Below are 17831 nucleotides of genomic sequence, written 5' to 3'. Positions count from 1 at the left end.
CTTTTTTGGTCATATCCGCGTGTTAATCAGCACGGCGATATCTTTCCACCCGTAGGCAATTTCTTTGAGTGCAACTCCTGCTCTACTTGTTTGCTGTTCGTCTACTTTTTCACCTCCTAATAATTCATAAAACCTATAGGCTGAATTGTCTCCTAGTACCCAAACTAGCATCGAGTTCAAACTTAATTCTGCCAATTTTGTGGCAACTGTTCTCACGAGTTGCCGTCCGATTCCTTGACGCTGATATTCATCCAAAATATAGATGGCAAATAATTCTCCTTTATATATATATTTGCCGGTGCGCTCGCAACCACCGGCAGCAAAACCCACAATTTCTCCCAAGTCATTCTCAGCAACGCACACAAAATTTTTACTTTTTTCTGCGTTTACCAGGAGTTCTTGCCAATTTCTTTCTCGCTTTTCATAGGATAACTGTGCGAGGTAATCTGCTGGTACAATTTTTCGGTAAGCTGTCCGCCAAGTATCTAGATTAACTCGTGCGATTGCAGGTGCGTCAGCGATTTTAGCTTCTCTCACAATCATCAGAACATACTCCTTTCGGGCCCTGAAATTCTATTTTCAAGTCGAGGGCAACTATACGATCGCGCCCTTCTAGTTTAGCTCGATACAGGGCTCGATCGGCCTGTCCAATTAACTCCTCGATCGAGAAACCAGCAGCAGGTACAGTAGTAGCGATCCCCATACTGAGAGTTATCAACTCACTTACCTTGGAAGCAGCATGAAAAATTGCCGCAGCTTTCAAATCACTGCGAATTGATTCAGCTACCCGCATTGCTCCTTGCACATCAGTTCGCGACAAAATTACCGCAAATTCTTCGCCGCCGTAGCGGGCAGCTAAATCTCCTGCCCGCTGAGCGTTGCTAGCTAAAATCTCGGCTACTTGTTTTAAACATTCGTCGCCTCCTGGATGCCCGTAATGATCGTTGTAAAGTTTGAAAAAATCGATATCGCACAAAATTAAAGACAGCGACTCTTTTTCTCGCTCCATCAACTGCCATTCTAACTCCAATTTTTTGTCAAAACAGCGACGGTTGGGAATTTGAGTCAATCCATCCACCGAAGCGAGTCGCTGCAATTCCATGTTAGCTGCTTGTAATTCTAATTTGGCTTGTTCTAAAGCTAAATTTTGCCGAGCTAATTCTTCACTTTGCCGTTTTTCTTGTTCGTACAAAAATCGGATTGAAGCTTCAGCTTCGTGCAATTCTTGCTCCGCATATTTGCGCTTGACAAATTCTCCTAATTGAGAACTTACCACAGCTATGATCTGAAGTAAATCTTGATCCGGTGGCAGTTCTTCCCGGCAAAAAAAAGTCATTACTCCTACAACTTGGCTCCTGGCGTGAATGGGGAAACCGAATCCCGATCGCAGTCCCGCTTCCTCTGCCAAGCCCGATCGCACGAAAGTGGGATCGCCCACAAGATCAGTAATCCACTGCGTAGAACCGCTTCTGGAAACTGCTCCGGGCAAACCCTCACCCGCCGCCAAAGTAATCTGCTCGTCGTTTTCGGCAAACTCCCTAACTTCCTCCGCTGCCTGCCAAACTGCCACCCGTCGCAAACCAGCAGTTTCCTCGATCGGACAGCAAAGTGGCAGGCACCAAAGTGACTCTTTTTCAGATTTTATTTCCGCACCCAATCTAGTTTCTTCCTCCGCCTCTGCAGGCGTCCAAAGTTCGCCAAGATCCCACCCAAAACTTTGGCAAATAGCTTGCAAAATTCTCGGAGCTGCGCTATCTAGAGAACTTGATTCTGACAGGATATGAGTAACAGCATACTGTGCTTCTTGACATTTTTTTATGCGCTGTTGCTTGGTAACGTCTTTGCCGATATAAACAAAATCTTGTATAACCTCGCTATCTCCATCCTTGCTTCCTGTGCTTGTCTCAAAATTAGAGCATGAAAACGCAACAATCAGCTTTAAACCTATTTTCGTTTGGCAAGCTACTTTTACTTGAGGCCAATATTGGCTTTTAAGTGCAGGAGGTAGCTGGCTGACTTTGCGTAACAATTCCTCCTTAGCCGTAATCAGGGATATGGATTGGCCGATTAATTCCGATTCGGTATACCCAAATAATTGCTGTGCAGCTTGATTCACTTTTTTGATTTGGCCCGATGTTCCTGTTACGAACAAAACATCCCCTAGGGAATTAATAATTTTGTCAATATAATCGCCAGCCGCAGCTAACTTATCGCCTTTAATACTTGTTTTGTAGGCAGCCTGAACGATGGTTCGCTGAGATCCCATGCTATCTGTCACATCTTCGCATAAAATAATCAATCTGTCAGCATTGGCTTGTCCCTTATAACCAAAAATGTACAAATTTAGATACAAATAAGATCCGTCTTTGAGAACTCGGCTAATAGATTTTAACTGACAATCTTGCTGTCGTTCTTCAATAATATCTTCAAGGAGTCCTTCAATTCCGATCAGTTCGGGAAAACTATCGCGCACGTCTTTTCCTTCGCCTACTTCCTCATGAATGTAGGCAAAATCTTGCACTTTTAAAGATATTTCTTTAATCTTAAGTTCCCGATCGACTGTGAGGTATTCAATCCTGCGTAAGGATAACAGCTTATAAAGAAGAATATTCATACTTCGGGCGCTGCTCTCTACAGTTAATATTGGAAGTATTTCGTTATTGTAGAGCATCACTCTCCAAGGTTAGCAGGTAAAGTTAGTTGTTGTTTGGCTGCTATTTCTCATGGGAATTTTTATACTGGCGGATGTCACCAACTGTTACCGCTGGCTAATTTATGGAAACAGTACACTTGAGATTCTCCAAGCAGTTATTGTTTATTTTAATCAGATGGCAAAATATTAATTTAACCAACTTGTTTTTGAGAAAGCGCAGTCAAAATCAGCTTCGATTGAGGTTGAGATTTATGAACGATACCTAGCGGTTTAGACTATTTGTGCCGTAGATTTTCGTTGTAAATTCCCCATTGTAAATTCCCGATATGGGTTACAACCGCTAAAGTTGAGGATCGGCACAGTTTAATTCAAATGTTTCCTTTAATTAGCACCATTCCTATAGACCTTACCTCCCCTGGGTATTTGTGTCAATTTTTGTAAAGAAAGTGTTACCTTTAAATGATATAGTATCGAAGGATTTGTATAAAAGCTTAAAAATACTCTGCTAAATGCTGAGACTTATTACCGACTTTGACGGCCCGATCATGGACGTGTCTGATCGCTACTACCGAGTTTACCAGCAGTGTCTCGCCGAGACTCAACGTGAGGGGCAACCAGTGCGCGAACTCCCCAAGGCCGAGTTTTGGGATATGAAGCGCGCGCGGGTTCCCGAAACCGAAATCGCCATCCTCTCAGGATTAGACGCTGCCCAAGCCCCCGATTTTGCCCAGAAACGCCGTCAAACCGTCCACACCCTACCCTACATGATTTACGATCGACCAGTTCCCACCGCTGTCGAAACTCTCGAAAAGGTGCAGCGCGCTGGAGTAGACTTAGCCGTGATGACCATGCGCCGCGTTAGGGAACTAGATGAAGCCTTCAACCGCTGCAATTTAGGGCAATTTTTCCCCGAAAACCGCCGCTATTGCCTCCCCAACGATTACGTCAAAACCGGGGATGTCAAAGATAAGCCCCTGTTGATGGCAAAAGCTCTCGCCGAACTGCCGCCTGCTTCAGACATGTGGATGGTTGGGGATACGGAGGCAGATATTATAGCAGCAAAAACACACGGTGTCAAGGTAATTGGTGTTTTGTGCGGAATTCGCGATCGCACCCAACTAGAAATGCACCAACCGGATTTAATTGCTAACAATTTGAGCGAAGCAGTTGAGATTATTTTAGGTCACAAAAATTAGTCATTAGTCATTAGTCATTAGTTATTAATTTTTAGCTGATGTTATTTGTCGGAGGTTTTGATTTCACAGTTATTAGTGGTAGGCTGCTGACTAATAACTGCTGACTAATAACTGCTGACTAATGACTGCTGACTATCGCAGAAAACCGCTGACCAGCCACAGAATTAAAAACGTAAACAAAGCGATAAATTTCTCTGTTGTTATAAATGCCGGACTGACCAAAGAACCCAAAAAGCCTCCTAGCAACAAGCCTATAACCAAGCCAGCCACAGTCAGCAGCACAGCCCGACCAAATTTTTGTTCCTTGCGATTAACAAAATAAAGACAACAGCCGACCCCAAGAGCCAGAGTCAACTGTAGTAAACCATCATTAGCTGCCGGATAAATACTCAGTCCGCCTAAACCCACATACACCCCAGCCGGCCACAAAATGTCCGATCGACTAGGAGTATCGATTAACCGCTGCAACCAAGCTGGGCTGCCACTCGGAGGAGAGGGAGTAAAGCTTGGGGGTGGGGGAGTCAGCCGTTCGGGAAAGCGGATGCGTTCGGGTACTTTAATTTTCCCTTCCTGTCGCTGCCGCAGGCGATCCATGAGGATCGCATCGTAAGCGGCTTCGATCAATTCCAAACGTTTCTTGTCACCGCTGTACTGCTCGCCTAGGCGCGTGCGGGCCTCTTGCACTTCATCAAAGGAAGCATCTTCATCGACTTCAAGAAGTTGATAGGGAGTTGGCTCACTCATTGTAATAACCCGCTGAAGACTCTCGTTATAGAGTAATCTTAACAAGAGAGGAAAGCGGGGCGGGATCTCTGCCGCTTTCCCAAAAGTTTTGCTGCTAGTTTTTAGTGCTTTAAAACAGGAACCAGCAAACCTTACGAAGGTTGAAACTAGAAGGCATTTGGCATTCGTAAATAAAAAATAATGAATCCAAAGATTGTTATTTTTATCTTGGCCGTCTAAAATTTTACCTTCTGCCAAATGCCCTCAGAAGGGACTTGTCCCGCAGGCACTCACAATTCCCGACCACTGGACTTTTTTAAGTCGATCGCGACGGTAGGAAAAAAAGCGATCCGAGTCAGAATAAGTACAGAAAGGAGCGATCGCCACTTGAGAAAGATCGATTCCCAACTGCTGCAATTGCAGAGCATTGCAGAGGCGAACATCCAAGCGTACTTTTCCCGGTTCTGGATCGGCTAAGACAGGCGTTTCCGGCAGTTGATGCAAAAACTCGCAGATGCCGTCTGCTGTCGCACTAACGGCACTCTTAGGAGCAATGGTGGCTCCCAGTTCCGCTGCTACTTCCACAGATACCTGGTAAACCTCTCCAGTGATCGCCGGCCCCATAGCAATCTTCAGATTTTCTAGTTGACTGCCTTGTGCCACAAGTTGAGCGATCGCCTCTGGTAATATCTTAGCAGCAGTCCCGCGCCAACCCGCGTGAACTGCCGCAACGAGTCCCGTGCGATCGTCAGCAATCAGCACAGGCACACAGTCAGCCGAGCAAACCCACAGCGCCTCCAATTCTCGCTCGGCAACCAAGCCATCAGCCTCAGCATAGCTTGGGGCAGCGGTTTCCGGGCCCGCAGCCACAACCGGCGACAACTCACTCGTTTTGAGTACCGCATTGCCGTGTACCTGTTGGAGTCGGTAAACCTTAGCTCCAGGTTCGAGAACTTCCGTCAGATCGATCGGCCCCTGGGGCGAGAAATCGCGAGTAAAAAAGCCGTGAGACCAGCGAGAAAGCAAGCTGCAAGTCAGATACGGCAAGCCTTCAGAACTCTGCCACTCCCAACTGATACCGTCAGGCTGTCCGAAGCACTCAGAGTTTGGAAAATTTGTCAAGCGATCGCCAGCTACAGTCATGAAACCTATCCTTACCCAAGCGCATCATTTAGCTTGTATTCTAAACAATCAAAAATTTTGTCCGCGAAGTTTAAAGGCAGGGCTAGCTTTCAGGAAAAAATCGCCATGAGTCGGCGGTTTTAGGACAACTCACATCTTGCACCATTCTCGCTTAACAGGCTTTTCGGCCTGTTCCACAAAGAGTAGATTTTCTTGGGGGGTGGGCATCCTGCCGGCACTGAAAAGATTATTGAGAATGGTGCAATATCTCAGGACGACCGACTGCGCCGAAATTTTGCATAACCCGATAAATATAGGCAACTAATTAACATATACGAACACCAAAGCGCTATCATCATTGTGGCCGTCACAGACTTCTAGGCAAGTGCCATCGGGAGCAAAAAAACCGGATATCGATCACGAGTGAATGCGTAAGGCATTTGAGCTTGTTCTATGTGCAAAAAAAATTGCCTCAAGCCCGGTAAAATCAGTTAAGCCTGTATATAAAGACAAGGATTGCCATACATTCGATCCTGACTTCGAGATCCTTGTGCCCCCTGTTGAGTTGGGAAAAAAAATCGTGAAACCAGTTCCAGACAAGCAAATAACAGCCCCTTTGAAAACCAAACAGCAAAAAAAGAACCCTACAGGCGCCCGGACTCGATCGCGCCTTTTGTCCGATCGCTCACTGCTGGTGGGACTGGGTTGTCTTGCCAGTCTGGGACTGCTCAGCAAAGGCTTAGTTTGGGCCCAAGCCGAAATTCCGCCAGCAGAACAAGCCGTCCCCGGCGCAGCAGACCTCCAGCCATTATTTGAAGCTCCTCTCCCGCCCCCGGAACCCGAATATAGCCAAGGGTCGCCAGAACCATACCCTGAACCACAGGCAGAAGTTCCACCCTCCGAGCCTTTCGATGCCGCACCGCCGTCAGAGCCTGAGTACGCCAGCGAACCACCTCCCACCGAATATTATCTGCCGGAACCCGCGCTGATTCCCCTGCCAGAAGCGACGGCCCAGGAGCCGCCTTTTGAAGCGCCAGTTAACCCAGCCCACGCTGAAATCGACCAAACAGACTACAGCGTTGGCGCTACCAGCGAGTACGAAGCGCCAACAACCATAGAGTTTGCAGAACGATCAACTGGCTGCGAAGGAGAAGGCGGTTTGTGCGCGCCTCCTGCTGTTTCCGAGCCAGTGACGGCAGATGCCGGAGAACCCAACTACAGAGAGGAACCTCCGATCGCAGACGACGGCTATATTGCAGCCCCTCCTCCTCGAAATCTGCCAGAAAGCCTTCCGGGCGAAGTTCGGGAAACTGTAGCCGGAAATAGTAGCGGAAATCCTGTGAGTAAACTCGGTCAAGCCGTTCAACAAATAGGCAGCCAGGTTTGGGGGAGTTCAAACCCGCCGGAATCTGCTTACGCACCCCCGCGCTACTCGGCTAACGCAGGATACTCCGCAGACGCTGGATACTCGGCAGACACCGGCTACTCGGCTAACATCGGCTACTCCGCAGACACTGGATACTCCGCAGACGCTGGATATTATGCCGGATCTGCATCTTACGGCGGCGGCGCTCCAGCGCCCAGCATGGGACTCGGGCCGGTTCAAGTCGGTGCGGTTAGTGTCAGCAGCGGCAGCAATACCGGTTTTGCTTACTACAATCTCACGCCGCGTCCCGCAGGTATGCCCGGAAATGGCAACACCAGCTTGCTGTTTCCGCTATCTATTGCTTCGGCCATTACTTCGCCGTTTGGGTGGCGGACTCATCCGGTTATGGGCTACGGCAGGTTTCACACCGGAACTGACTTGGGGGCCCCGATGGGAACGCCCGTACTGGCGGCCTATGCGGGTCAAGTGGCGATCGCCGATTGGTTGGGTGGCTACGGTTTGACGGTGGTTCTCAACCACAACAAAAATTCTCAGGAAACTCTCTACGCCCACCTTTCGGAACTGTTTGTGAAACCGGGAGAGTGGGTGAAACAGGGAGAGACGATCGGCCGCGTCGGCAGTACAGGAATGTCTACAGGGCCTCACCTCCACTTCGAGGTTCGGCAAATGACTGACCAGGGTTGGGTGGCGATCGACCCAGGTTCTCAGCTAGAATTCGCTCTGGCAAAAATGATCGGCAGTTTGGAAACCGCCAAAGTACCGCAAATGCCGAAAATGGTGGAAATACAAACCGCTAGCGGACTCAAGGATTTGGAAAACGATCTGCCCCAGCTTCCACCTCTGCCGCTGGGAATGGACATCGAAGTTCACAACCTTCAGCCGCCATTCCCGGAACTGTTAAAAGCGGACACTTCTAAGCCCAAAGATCCTGAAGCAGTCAAACCCAAACCTCAGAAGCAAGCTAACAGGTAAAAATTGGGGATTGTCTAGATTAATTTTATTGTGGAACGGTCGAAAAGCCCACCCACAATGAAAATTTATGTTTTGTGCAACGAGCTCGCGTGTTCGTTACTTTTCCTCGTTACCAGGCTGTTTCAGGTAACGAGGAAAAACTGATAAAAAATGGTAACTTGCAGTTTATGCTAATAGCGCAGCATTTGTGGGAATTAATTTTATTTCTGATTATTCTAGTCGGCCCGATTCCCTTAAGCTTGTCTCTTGCCTTTGAGAATCAAAAAGAAAACAATAACTATTCATTTCCCCATTTTCTACTCGTACTCCTGACGGGATGGAGTATTGCACAAGTTTGTATCGGCTTAATTTTAGGAAGTGCGGAGCGACTAAATATTGCTGCGGTGATTATAGCAGAAATTCTGATTTGTGCGATCAGCTTCATCCTGATTTATGCCAAAAACCACAAAACTTTTACCTTTTCGCAGTGGCAGATTCCCCAACTCAAGCAACCTTTAGGCAAATCAGAATCCCTAATTATTGTTGCCACCGCTGTTGCAGGGGTTTTGCTGTTGGACACTCTCGCAAGCAAACCCACAACCAACTATGATTCATTGTGGTTTCACCTGCCTGCGATCGCCCGATGGTATCAAACCCATTCATTTACCTTATTAGATGCCGCCGGAAATTGGATTTTCGATCACGAGCAAGCTAAAGTATATCCCTACAATTGGCACGTTTTGTCTGCTTTGTGTTTGCTGCCCTTCCGAGAAGATTTTCTCACAGCTTTTCCCCTGCTAATTGCGTGGGTACTTGAGGGAATTGCCGTTTATCTGTTGAGCGTAAAATTTGGAGCCACCCGAATTCACGGTATGGCAGCAGCATCTTTAGTCTTGACAGTACCGATGGTGCTCAACCAAGTTAACACCATTCACCCAGACTTACCGCTAGCTGCAATATTTACAGTGGGTTTGTATCTAGGTTTATCCTATCATAGCAGCCGATCGCAATCCGAACTTTCCCTATTTTTGGCAGCCACAGGAATGCTAGCCGGAATAAAAATTACGGGGATAGTCTATGCAGCCTCACTTTTAGGAGGATTAGCAATATTAGAAATTAAAAGATTCGCGGTTAATAAAAATTCCACACCAGATAAATTTAGAATTAGCCACTTTCTCAAACCAGTGTTACTGTGCGGCATAGCTTGTTGCTTGCTTTTAGGATGTTTTTGGTATGCGAGAAACTTGCTGCACATCAATTATCCTGTCGCCGATGCCAGCGATATTAAAGTTCCCTTACAGCCTGTTCCCTTACCGTCTCCAGTACCTGCGCCCACACCTCCCATACAGCAGCCCACACCTATCCTACCTGCGCCGCCCGCTTCGCCGTCTTTCAATGCTTGGCAAAGCACTTTACTAGCTCAATTTAATCCCAGCAATTTTTCCCACTGGCAAACTGTCGGCTTACAAATTATCATTAGGTTGCAACTGCCCTTTCTGGCGATCGCACTTCAGGTATTGGCAGCACCTCTGGCTTTTATCCAGGGTAAAACCAGAATAATTAATCAAAATAATATTATTTTAATTATACTTCTCGCCAGCACAGGAATTCTGTATCTAATTACACCTTACACGTCCGGTACTGCCGGAGAGTCGATCGGTAAACTCAGCCCTATACTCGGTTTTAACCTCAGATACGGATTTCCCTTTTTAAGCGTACTCGCCGTCGCCGCAGCAGCTACAGCCACTCTCTTGAAAACTCCAAATCTAGTTGTTATGACAGTGGTTTTGGTTAGTGGTTTGTTGGGAATTACTAGCAACACAATTTTTGATTATATTAAAAATGCTTCTTTCACCGGAGATAGTATTGTTTGGGGAAGTTTGTTGATTGACAATTTGAAGTCTAACCCAAGACAAGCTATTAATACTATCGGAAAAATATTAGGCCCCAGTTGGCCATATATATTACCATCTCCGATATTTTATCTTGTGTCAGTGACGCTGGCTGCAATATGGTTGAAAATCAATCCGGGCTTTGGATGGCTGAATCATCTATTTCCCACCCGAAAAAAATCGATTTACCTAGTGATAATTGGTGTCTGTATAGGATTGATAGTAATTGGTCATTGGAGGGAAAAGCGAGATTTTGCACGCACCGAACTGTATCGTGGTATTTACGAATATATTGATAAAAATACAGTACCAGATGAAAGAATAGGCTTCTTTTTAAGTTCGCGCAGCTACCTGTTTTACGGGAGAAATTTGGACAGACAAGTTTTATATGTACCATTTAGAGCCGATCGACTTTCGGCATGGATTGACAACCTGCGGCAAAATAAAATTAGGACTGTGGGATTCGGGCCCCTGACTGAGACAGACTCAGCTAGCAGAAAAGCTTTATCTTGGCTGACAAGTGCCCAGGGCCCGCTGCAACCAGTTTTCGGTAAAGATGTTAATACTGAGTCGGTGCTATATCGCTTGAAAAATTAAAAGTTATTAGTTATCATGAACCAAGCTAAAACTCTATTTTCAATTATTGTTCCGACCTACAATCGCCCCGATAAATTAGCGGCCTGTATTCAGTCTTTTGTTGAAATTGAATATCCGCGCGATAAATTTCAAGTTATCGTCGTCAACGATAGCACCGAAATTTCTGTAGAAAATACAATTTCCCCTTTTAAAAATCAGCTAAATATCACACTTCTGACACAACCCAACTCCGGCCCTGCAACGGCGCGAAATACTGGATCTTTTGCCGCAGAAGGCAAATTTTTAGTGTTTACAGACGATGACTGTACTGTGGGAGTAGATTGGCTGCAAAATCTGGAAAAGCGATTTGTCGAAACACCAGATTGCTTAATCGGAGGTCGAACTGTAAACGCACTGCCGGATAACATTTATTCTACTGCCAGCCAGCAACTGATCGATTACCTTTACAGTTACTATAATGCTATTGGCGATCGCGCGCAATTTTTCACTTCTAACAATTTTGCCCTTCCCGCTGAGGCTTTCCAAAAAATCGGCGGCTTTGACACGACTTTTTCTCTAGCGGCTGGAGAAGACCGGGAATTTTGCGATCGGTGGTTGCATTCGGGCCATGCCGCCATTTACGCTCCCGAAGTTATAGTTTATCACTCCCATGCACTAACTCTTCGCAAATTTTGGAAACAGCAATTCAATTATGGTAGAGGTGCTTTTTTGTTTCAGCAAATGATCTCGAAACGCGGGGCTAATGGGAAATTACAACATCCGTCATTTTATTTGAATTTGCTAACTTATCCATTTTTCCACGCACCGGGCTTTCACAAGCTATTAATTGCTGCCTTGTTTTTGGTTTCTCAGGTGGGAATTGCGGCGGGATTGTTTTGGGAGAAAAACAATTTTGTTGAGGAATAGAGTGGGATTATTGAACCGCAGAGAACGCAGAGAACGCAGAGAGAGGAGTAAGAGTTAGTAGGGTGCGTCTGCTTTTAGTCGTCAATTATTGATAAAATAATTCGCGGATTACGCACCCTACAACTACAAGTTTATTCTTTAGTCCTCGGAGGCGGACTTCGTTTGTATAGTAGCGGTTTTAACCGCCGAGTTTGATCTACGATTAAATAAATCCGTGTTCTGCTAAGAATTCTGGTGTAATTGTTCCCAAACTGTTGATTGTGGGGGTTTCTTCCCACGGTTCGGGATGGGATTTTGAGCCGCTGCGGAGAAATTTGGCGACATATTTGCCCAGAATATCTGCTTCTAAGTTTACTAAACTTCCTGGTTGCAAATAGCTGAGGTTTGTCTCACCAAAACTGTGGGGAATGACAGCAACTTCAAACCAATTGCCGTCAGCATCGCAATCTGCCACGGTTAAGCTGATGCCGTTGACGGCGATACTGCCCTTGGAAACGATGTAAGGTGCGATTTGACGTTGCCATCCCGAATTGGCGGCTGGTGGGGCAGTAAACCGCATCTCCCAAGCGTTGGCGGTTTGGGTTGATGTTGCTAAAGTGCCGATCGCATCTACGTGCCCCGTCACAAAATGTCCCCCCAATTTGCTACCGGCGCGCAGGGAGGTTTCTAGGTTCACCAAAGCATCGGGGAATGATCCCAGAGTTGTGCGGCGGAGGGTTTCTGGGGAAGCGACGGCGACAAAACCTTGTGGCAGAACTTCCACTACCGTCAAACAGACTCCATCCACGGCTACGCTGTCCCCAATGGCTAAATCTTGTAAAATCTGATAGGAGTTGCTTGATGTGCAGGAAATTTGGAAGTAATCGTTGCCTAACGACTTCAGCTTTCCGAGAGATTGAATTAGTCCTGTAAACATAAGTATTTTTCCGTAGTCTATCGCTTATTTACATGAAACCATAGAGACAAACCAGAGACAGGAGGTTTTGCCGTCCCCTCTCCCCCCTAGTCAATCTAAAATCTAAAATCTAAAATCTAAAATCGATAGTCCCAGATCAGTTGCAGATTCAGGCGAAGATCAAGTCATACTGGATTTAGGTGATCTTTATGTCCAAGTTCTCTACTGCCTTACAGTTTCTTAATTCTATGAGGCCGATCGAATGATTGAAATGAAAGTCGCTGGAATTGCCTTAGATGCAGCCACGCGCAGTCCTATTGTCCTATTGAGAGACTCTACTGAGCGACGGGCTTTGCCTATTTATATCGGTCAGGAGCAAGCAAAGGCTATTATTAGCGCGATCGAAGGCCACAAGCCTCCTCGGCCCTTAACTCACGATCTGATGGTCAATTTTTTAGAGGCATGGAGTCTTACCTTGGAGCGCATAGTTATTCACTCGCTGCAAGATAACACATTCTATGCCGTCCTGATCGTCCGTCAGGGAGAAGTTAAAAAAGAGATCGATGCCCGACCTAGCGACGCGATCGCCCTAGCCCTGCGAACGAATAGCCCCATCTGGGTGATGGAAGAAGTCGTCGCCGATGCTTCGATACCGGTCGATCGAGATGCTGATGAGGCCGAACGCCGGGCCTTCCGGGAATTTATCTCAAACCTCCGTCCAGAGGATTTGATTAAGAGAAGCGGCTTGGGCCCCGGCGAAACTTCCTAACATTTATGCGCTATCGACGGTTTGGCAAAACGGAGTTGCACCTGTCGGTATTTTCCTTGGGAACCATGCGCTATTTGGCTTCTGAGGAAACTGCCTGTCAGACTGTACAACAGGCGGTGTCTCAGGGAATCAATCACCTGGAAACGGCTGCGGGTTACGGTTGCAGCGAGGAATATCTGGGCGCGGCCCTTTCGGCTGGTTTGTCTGTCGATCAATCGCGCCTCCACGTCACTACAAAAATTTCCCCAACCGAGGATGCAGCAGCAATGGAACGCTGCATCGACGCATCCCTCAAACGCCTGAATTTAGACTATATCGATTGTCTGGCAATTCACGGTTTGAATACTTGGGAACATTTGGCGATTGTGCGATCGCCCACAGGCTGCATGGAATCTGTACGCAAAGCCCTGGCTGATGGTCGCATTCGGCACGTCGGCTTTTCGACTCACGGGCCTCTGGATCTGATTTTGGCTGCAATCAACACAGATTTGTTTGAATTTGTCAATCTGCATTATTACTATTTTTTTCAGCGCAACGCCCCGGCAATTGAACTCGCCAAGCACAAAGATATGGGCGTTTTCATCATTTCCCCCGCAGACAAAGGAGGGCAACTCTACACGCCCCCGGAAACTCTGGCACAATTGTGCTCGCCTTTCTCGCCTTTGGAGTTGAACTATCGGTTTTTACTTAGCGATACTAGGATTGGCACTTTGAGTGTGGGGGCTGCAAATGCGACAGAATTAGAGCAACCCCTGCAATATTGCGATCGCGACTTTCCCCTCACCCAGGCCGAAATCGCTGCGTTCGATCGGCTAGAATCTGTTATTGCAGCCACTTTGAAAACCGACAAATGTAGCCAGTGCTATGCCTGTTTGCCTTGCCCGGAAAACATCAACATTCCCGAAGTATTGCGACTCCGCAATCTCGCCGTCGGGTGCGACATGACTGACTTTGGCAAATACCGCTACGCCATGTTTGAAAATGCCGGACACTGGTTTCCTGGCAGCAAAGGCAACCGCTGCACCGATTGCGGCGAATGTTTGCCCCGGTGTCCCGAAGAGTTAGACATCCCAACTTTGCTCAAAGATACTCACCAGCGACTCGGCGGCAAAGCAGGGAGGCGGTTGTGGGATTGAAAAAAAGGTGAAGCAGGGAAAAGGCGATCGCACCGGCCACCAAATACCGCACAGAAACTTGGTTTTTGGCTTCCCCTGCCTAAGTTTTTTCTTTAACTCCTGCAACAATTAGGTTAAACTCGTTTTTAAGTGAATTTACATACTGCAAGCAAAAATCCGGGTTTTTGAGCCAGGGTGAAAACCTAAAATTGAGCGAAAAAGTACCTCTGTTTTTGGGGATCAATACTGCCAACAGGCTTTCAAGAACATCCGACAGCATACTAATAACTAAATAACAAAATCTGACTCAGCAGAATTCAAACAGTAAAATTCTGATCGTTTATATGAATGGGCAGCCCGCATCTACTACCGATTTAGCATCTACTCCTATGGCTCAGACTCACTTAAACAACCTCCAGTCAGATTGTCCGCAGCCAACTACAGCAGTAAGTTCCGACAGATTTGCAGCAGTTGTCATGCCTTGCACTTACAATTTGTCTCTCACCCGCCAACAACTAATTGGACTCCTAGTTGTACCAATAATCTTGCCACTGGGACTTGCAGGAGCGGCGCTTTGGATGATATTGACAGCGGGACTGATCCAAGGGCAAAATCAAGCTAAATCAGAATTAGTTGTTAGTGAAATTAACTATAATCTCAAACTCGATCGCGCCGCCGACCGTTTGCAAAACTCCTCGGACAGCAAAACGATCGCCCAAACAGCCTTAGCTTACAACAGCGGCAAAAATATATCATATTTGCAAAAATCTGTCAATCAAATTCTCGAAAATCAAGTCAAAACAGGGGAAATAGACAGTGCGGCTTTAGTTGGAAAAAACAGGCAGATTGTGGTTAGCGTCAACTCTAACCAGAAGGGAAAAAGTTTTAACCTGCAACAAATAGTCGATCGAGTATTCGCTACAAAAGAGCCAATTACCGCCACCGAAATTATTCCTCAATCGGAATTTCAGGAACAATTGGGATCTTTGTCGGCCGGAAAGGGCGATCGACCTGTTCTCCTACACTACGCAGCAATTCCCATAAAATATCCCAAAAATCAGACAGTGATTGCTGCCTTAGTGTTAGGAAAAATTATCAGCAAAACTTCGGCAGTTGCTAGCACCAAAACCCTCAATTTACAGGGCGGCGGATATCAGGCTATCTACGCACCCCTGGCTGACGGCAAATTTGTCTTGGCAAGTTCGCCAGCAGTTACAAAAAACCAACAGTTACCAGACTTGCTGGCAGAGAAATCGCTGCTGACATCTGCACTCGCCGCTGCAGGCAAACCAGTCGCCGGAAACGTACAAACAAGCAGTCAAACTTATGCAGTAGCTGCCAAATCCCTTGGCAATTTAGGGGGAAAACCCGCAGCAATTTTAGTGCGATTTATCCCCAAAACCTCGATCGAAACTTGGTGGGCAAACAACTGGCTGCTGGCCATGTCTGCGACTGCCCTTGTCCCCTTCGCCTTGGGAGTTGCCGTCACTCGCCGGATTGCCAAACCCGCTAACTCAGATTTATCAACAGCAGAGGGGAATTGGGCATTTAACTCCAGCGCCGAACCGCCGCAGAGATCGCGGACATTTGATATAATTTATGACAATTTAAATTTCGGCGAATTCCCCGATTTATTCCCTAAAAAATCTAGTTTAGATGGTCAATTAGCAGTCGATTTTCGATATAAAAAAATTGCGGGCGCTCGGCCGATCGCAAATCCCCACATCCCGCTTGCTTTTCAACCCCTAGAATTGCCCGCCAACTCCGTCTCAAACGAGTCGCGGCAGGTAAATACAGAACTAGAAAAAAGCGCGATCGCCTTAAATCTAGTCCAGGAAGCTTGGCAAGACTTAAATCGCCTCAACTGGGAATTGCAGCCAGAAATAGTCGATCGCCAAAACACTCAAAAAGCCCTGCGAAAGAGTGAAGCACTGCTGCAAGCGATTTTAGACAACTCAACAGCAGTAATTTACATCAAAGATGTTGACGGAAAATACCTGCTCACCAACCGCCATTTTGACAATTTGTTCCAGATAGCAAAAGAGCAAATAACAGGCAAAACTGACTGGGATATTTTTCCCGAAGACAAAGCAGCAGCCTTGCGAGAAAACGACCTGAAAGTTCTCGAATCCTCCTCCCCCCTAACCATCGAAGAAATCATCCCTCAAGACGACGGCCCGCACACTTATATTTCTCTGAAATTTCCCCTCTGCAACTCCGAAGGTAAAGCTTATGCAGTCGGTACAATTTCTACAGATGTGAGCGATCGCAAACTTGCCGAACTCACCTTAGAAAAAGCCAAAGCAGAACTAGAAATAGAAGTCGAACAGCGCACCCTATTCCTCAAACAAGCCAACGAACTCTTGCAGTTTGAACTCGCCGCCAGAGTCCGCGGCGCCATTACAGTCAGACAAATGACCGCCCAGGTAGCCCGACACGCCAGAACAGTTGACGGCATTCTCGGCGCTTCCCTTGACCTAATTTTTCTAGTAGATCGATCGGGAAAATACACCTATGTCAGCCGCACCGCCGCTCAAGCTGCCGGCATGAACCCCAGAGAAATGATTGGCAAAACCTGGCAGGAATTAGGCTGGTCGCCAACAATTATGCAGCGGGTTCACCAAGAATGCCACGGCATATTTGCCACAGCCGAACCAGTGAAAGGCGAAGTAATTGTCCCCACCGCAAGCTGGGGAACCCGCGACTACGAGTACATTCTCAGCCCGCTTTGTGCCACAGACGGCAGCGTCGAAGCGGTGGTGGCGACACTGCGGGATATCACCGAACGCAAAGACGCTGAGGAAGCGTGGCAGTTGGCTAAAGAAGCCGCAGAACTCGCCAACCGCGCCAAGAGTGCTTTTCTGGCAAACATGAGCCACGAGTTACGCACTCCCCTGAACGCGATTATCGGCTACAGCGATATGCTAGCGGAAGATGCCGAAGAGTTAGGCAACTTACAGGTAGTCTCGGATTTAGACAAAATTCGCACTGCTGGTAAACACTTGCTGCACCTAATTGACGACATTCTCGACATTTCCAAAATTGAAGCTGACAAGATGGAGATTTACCTCGAAAGCTTCGATGTTGGAGGCTTAATCGAGGAGGTGGTAACAACTATCAAACCGCTAATGGATAAAAACGGGAATACTTTGCAAGTATTGAGTTCTGACAATATCGGCGCGATGCACGGCGATTTGATGAAAGTGCGGCAGGTAATGCTGAATTTGCTCAGCAATGCTGCTAAATTTTCTGCTAATGGGGCGATCGTGCTTACTGTCGAAAGAATTACCAGTGAAGAATTAAAAAATAAATATCAACCGAGAGTTGCTCAAATGTTAATTTTGGATGCAGATTTTTTAATTTTCCGAGTGACGGACACGGGTATCGGCATGACACAAGAACAACAAGAGCGACTGTTCCAGCCTTTTACTCAAGCCGACAATTCAACTACTCGCAAGTACGGCGGTACGGGTTTGGGACTGACTATCAGCCAGCGTTTTTGTCAGATGATGGGCGGCGATATTGAAGTTTCTAGCGAGTTAAATTGCGGTTCTACTTTTACTGCTTGTCTGCCTGCTTCATTGTTTAGGCGATCGGAATTTTAACATGACTCTAGGGGCGAGTT

12 protein-coding genes are annotated in these 17831 nt (G+C 46.9%); 7 read left to right on the top strand and 5 right to left on the bottom strand.

All coding sequences use genetic code 11. The features are described 5' to 3' along the window. Positions 1–9 precede the first annotated feature (9 nt). Positions 10–543, bottom strand: coding sequence for a GNAT family N-acetyltransferase (locus QUB08_RS19310; RefSeq protein WP_333226213.1), 534 nt, complete (start codon positions 541–543; stop codon positions 10–12). Next, a complete protein-coding gene (locus tag QUB08_RS19305) occupies positions 524–2614 on the bottom strand; it encodes a diguanylate cyclase domain-containing protein (RefSeq protein WP_333226212.1) in 2091 nt (696 codons plus the stop codon). The genes QUB08_RS19310 and QUB08_RS19305 overlap by 20 nt, the downstream gene beginning before the upstream one ends. Before the next feature lie 548 nt (positions 2615–3162). Here QUB08_RS19305 and QUB08_RS19300 point away from each other — a divergent pair. Continuing rightward, on the top strand, positions 3163–3849 hold the full coding sequence (locus QUB08_RS19300; RefSeq protein WP_333226211.1) for an HAD family hydrolase: 687 nt from the start codon (positions 3163–3165) through the stop codon (positions 3847–3849). A gap of 132 nt (positions 3850–3981) precedes the next feature. On the opposite strand, the gene QUB08_RS19295 is transcribed toward QUB08_RS19300, so the two are convergent. Beyond that, the gene (locus tag QUB08_RS19295) at positions 3982–4593 is read right to left on the bottom strand and encodes a CPP1-like family protein (RefSeq protein WP_333156985.1); all 612 of its coding nucleotides are present in this window, start codon (positions 4591–4593) and stop codon (positions 3982–3984) included. Between the two features lie 243 nt (positions 4594–4836). Then, positions 4837–5715 carry a peptidoglycan editing factor PgeF gene (gene pgeF / locus QUB08_RS19290; protein ID WP_333226210.1) on the bottom strand — a complete coding sequence of 293 codons (879 nt, stop codon included), beginning with the start codon at positions 5713–5715 and terminating at the stop codon, positions 4837–4839. A gap of 559 nt (positions 5716–6274) precedes the next feature. Between pgeF and QUB08_RS19285 the strand changes: the two genes are divergently transcribed. The 3 genes from QUB08_RS19285 (at position 6275) to QUB08_RS19275 (ending at position 11427) form a co-directional block, all read left to right on the top strand. After that, entirely contained in the window at positions 6275–8053 is a 1779-nt protein-coding gene (locus QUB08_RS19285; protein ID WP_333226209.1) for a peptidoglycan DD-metalloendopeptidase family protein, read from the top strand. Positions 8054–8127: 74 nt separating this feature from the next. Then, positions 8128–10521, top strand: coding sequence for a hypothetical protein (locus QUB08_RS19280; RefSeq protein WP_333226208.1), 2394 nt, complete (start codon positions 8128–8130; stop codon positions 10519–10521). A gap of 15 nt (positions 10522–10536) precedes the next feature. Next, the gene (locus tag QUB08_RS19275) at positions 10537–11427 is read left to right on the top strand and encodes a glycosyltransferase (RefSeq protein WP_333226207.1); all 891 of its coding nucleotides are present in this window, start codon (positions 10537–10539) and stop codon (positions 11425–11427) included. Between the two features lie 202 nt (positions 11428–11629). Here QUB08_RS19275 and ribE read toward each other — a convergent pair whose 3' ends face one another. Beyond that, positions 11630–12343 (bottom strand): riboflavin synthase, encoded by a 714-nt coding sequence (ribE, locus tag QUB08_RS19270; protein WP_333226206.1) that lies wholly within the window; start codon positions 12341–12343, stop codon positions 11630–11632. 241 nt (positions 12344–12584) lie between these two features. Between ribE and QUB08_RS19265 the strand changes: the two genes are divergently transcribed. The 3 genes from QUB08_RS19265 to QUB08_RS19255 all read left to right on the top strand — a co-directional run bounded on the left by QUB08_RS19265 (position 12585) and on the right by QUB08_RS19255 (position 17811). Beyond that, positions 12585–13091, top strand: coding sequence for a bifunctional nuclease family protein (locus QUB08_RS19265; protein WP_333226205.1), 507 nt, complete (start codon positions 12585–12587; stop codon positions 13089–13091). 5 nt (positions 13092–13096) lie between these two features. Further along, the gene (locus QUB08_RS19260) at positions 13097–14227 is read left to right on the top strand and encodes an aldo/keto reductase (protein WP_333226204.1); all 1131 of its coding nucleotides are present in this window, start codon (positions 13097–13099) and stop codon (positions 14225–14227) included. Between the two features lie 323 nt (positions 14228–14550). Further along, entirely contained in the window at positions 14551–17811 is a 3261-nt protein-coding gene (locus QUB08_RS19255; RefSeq protein WP_333226203.1) for a PAS domain-containing protein, read from the top strand. The last annotated feature ends 20 nt before the right edge of the window (positions 17812–17831 follow it).

Source organism: Microcoleus sp. BR0-C5 (assembly GCF_036705045.1).
Taxonomy (GTDB): domain Bacteria; phylum Cyanobacteriota; class Cyanobacteriia; order Cyanobacteriales; family Microcoleaceae; genus Microcoleus.
Note: the sequence above shows the minus strand (reverse complement) of the source record. Positions and strands in the feature narration are given on the sequence as shown.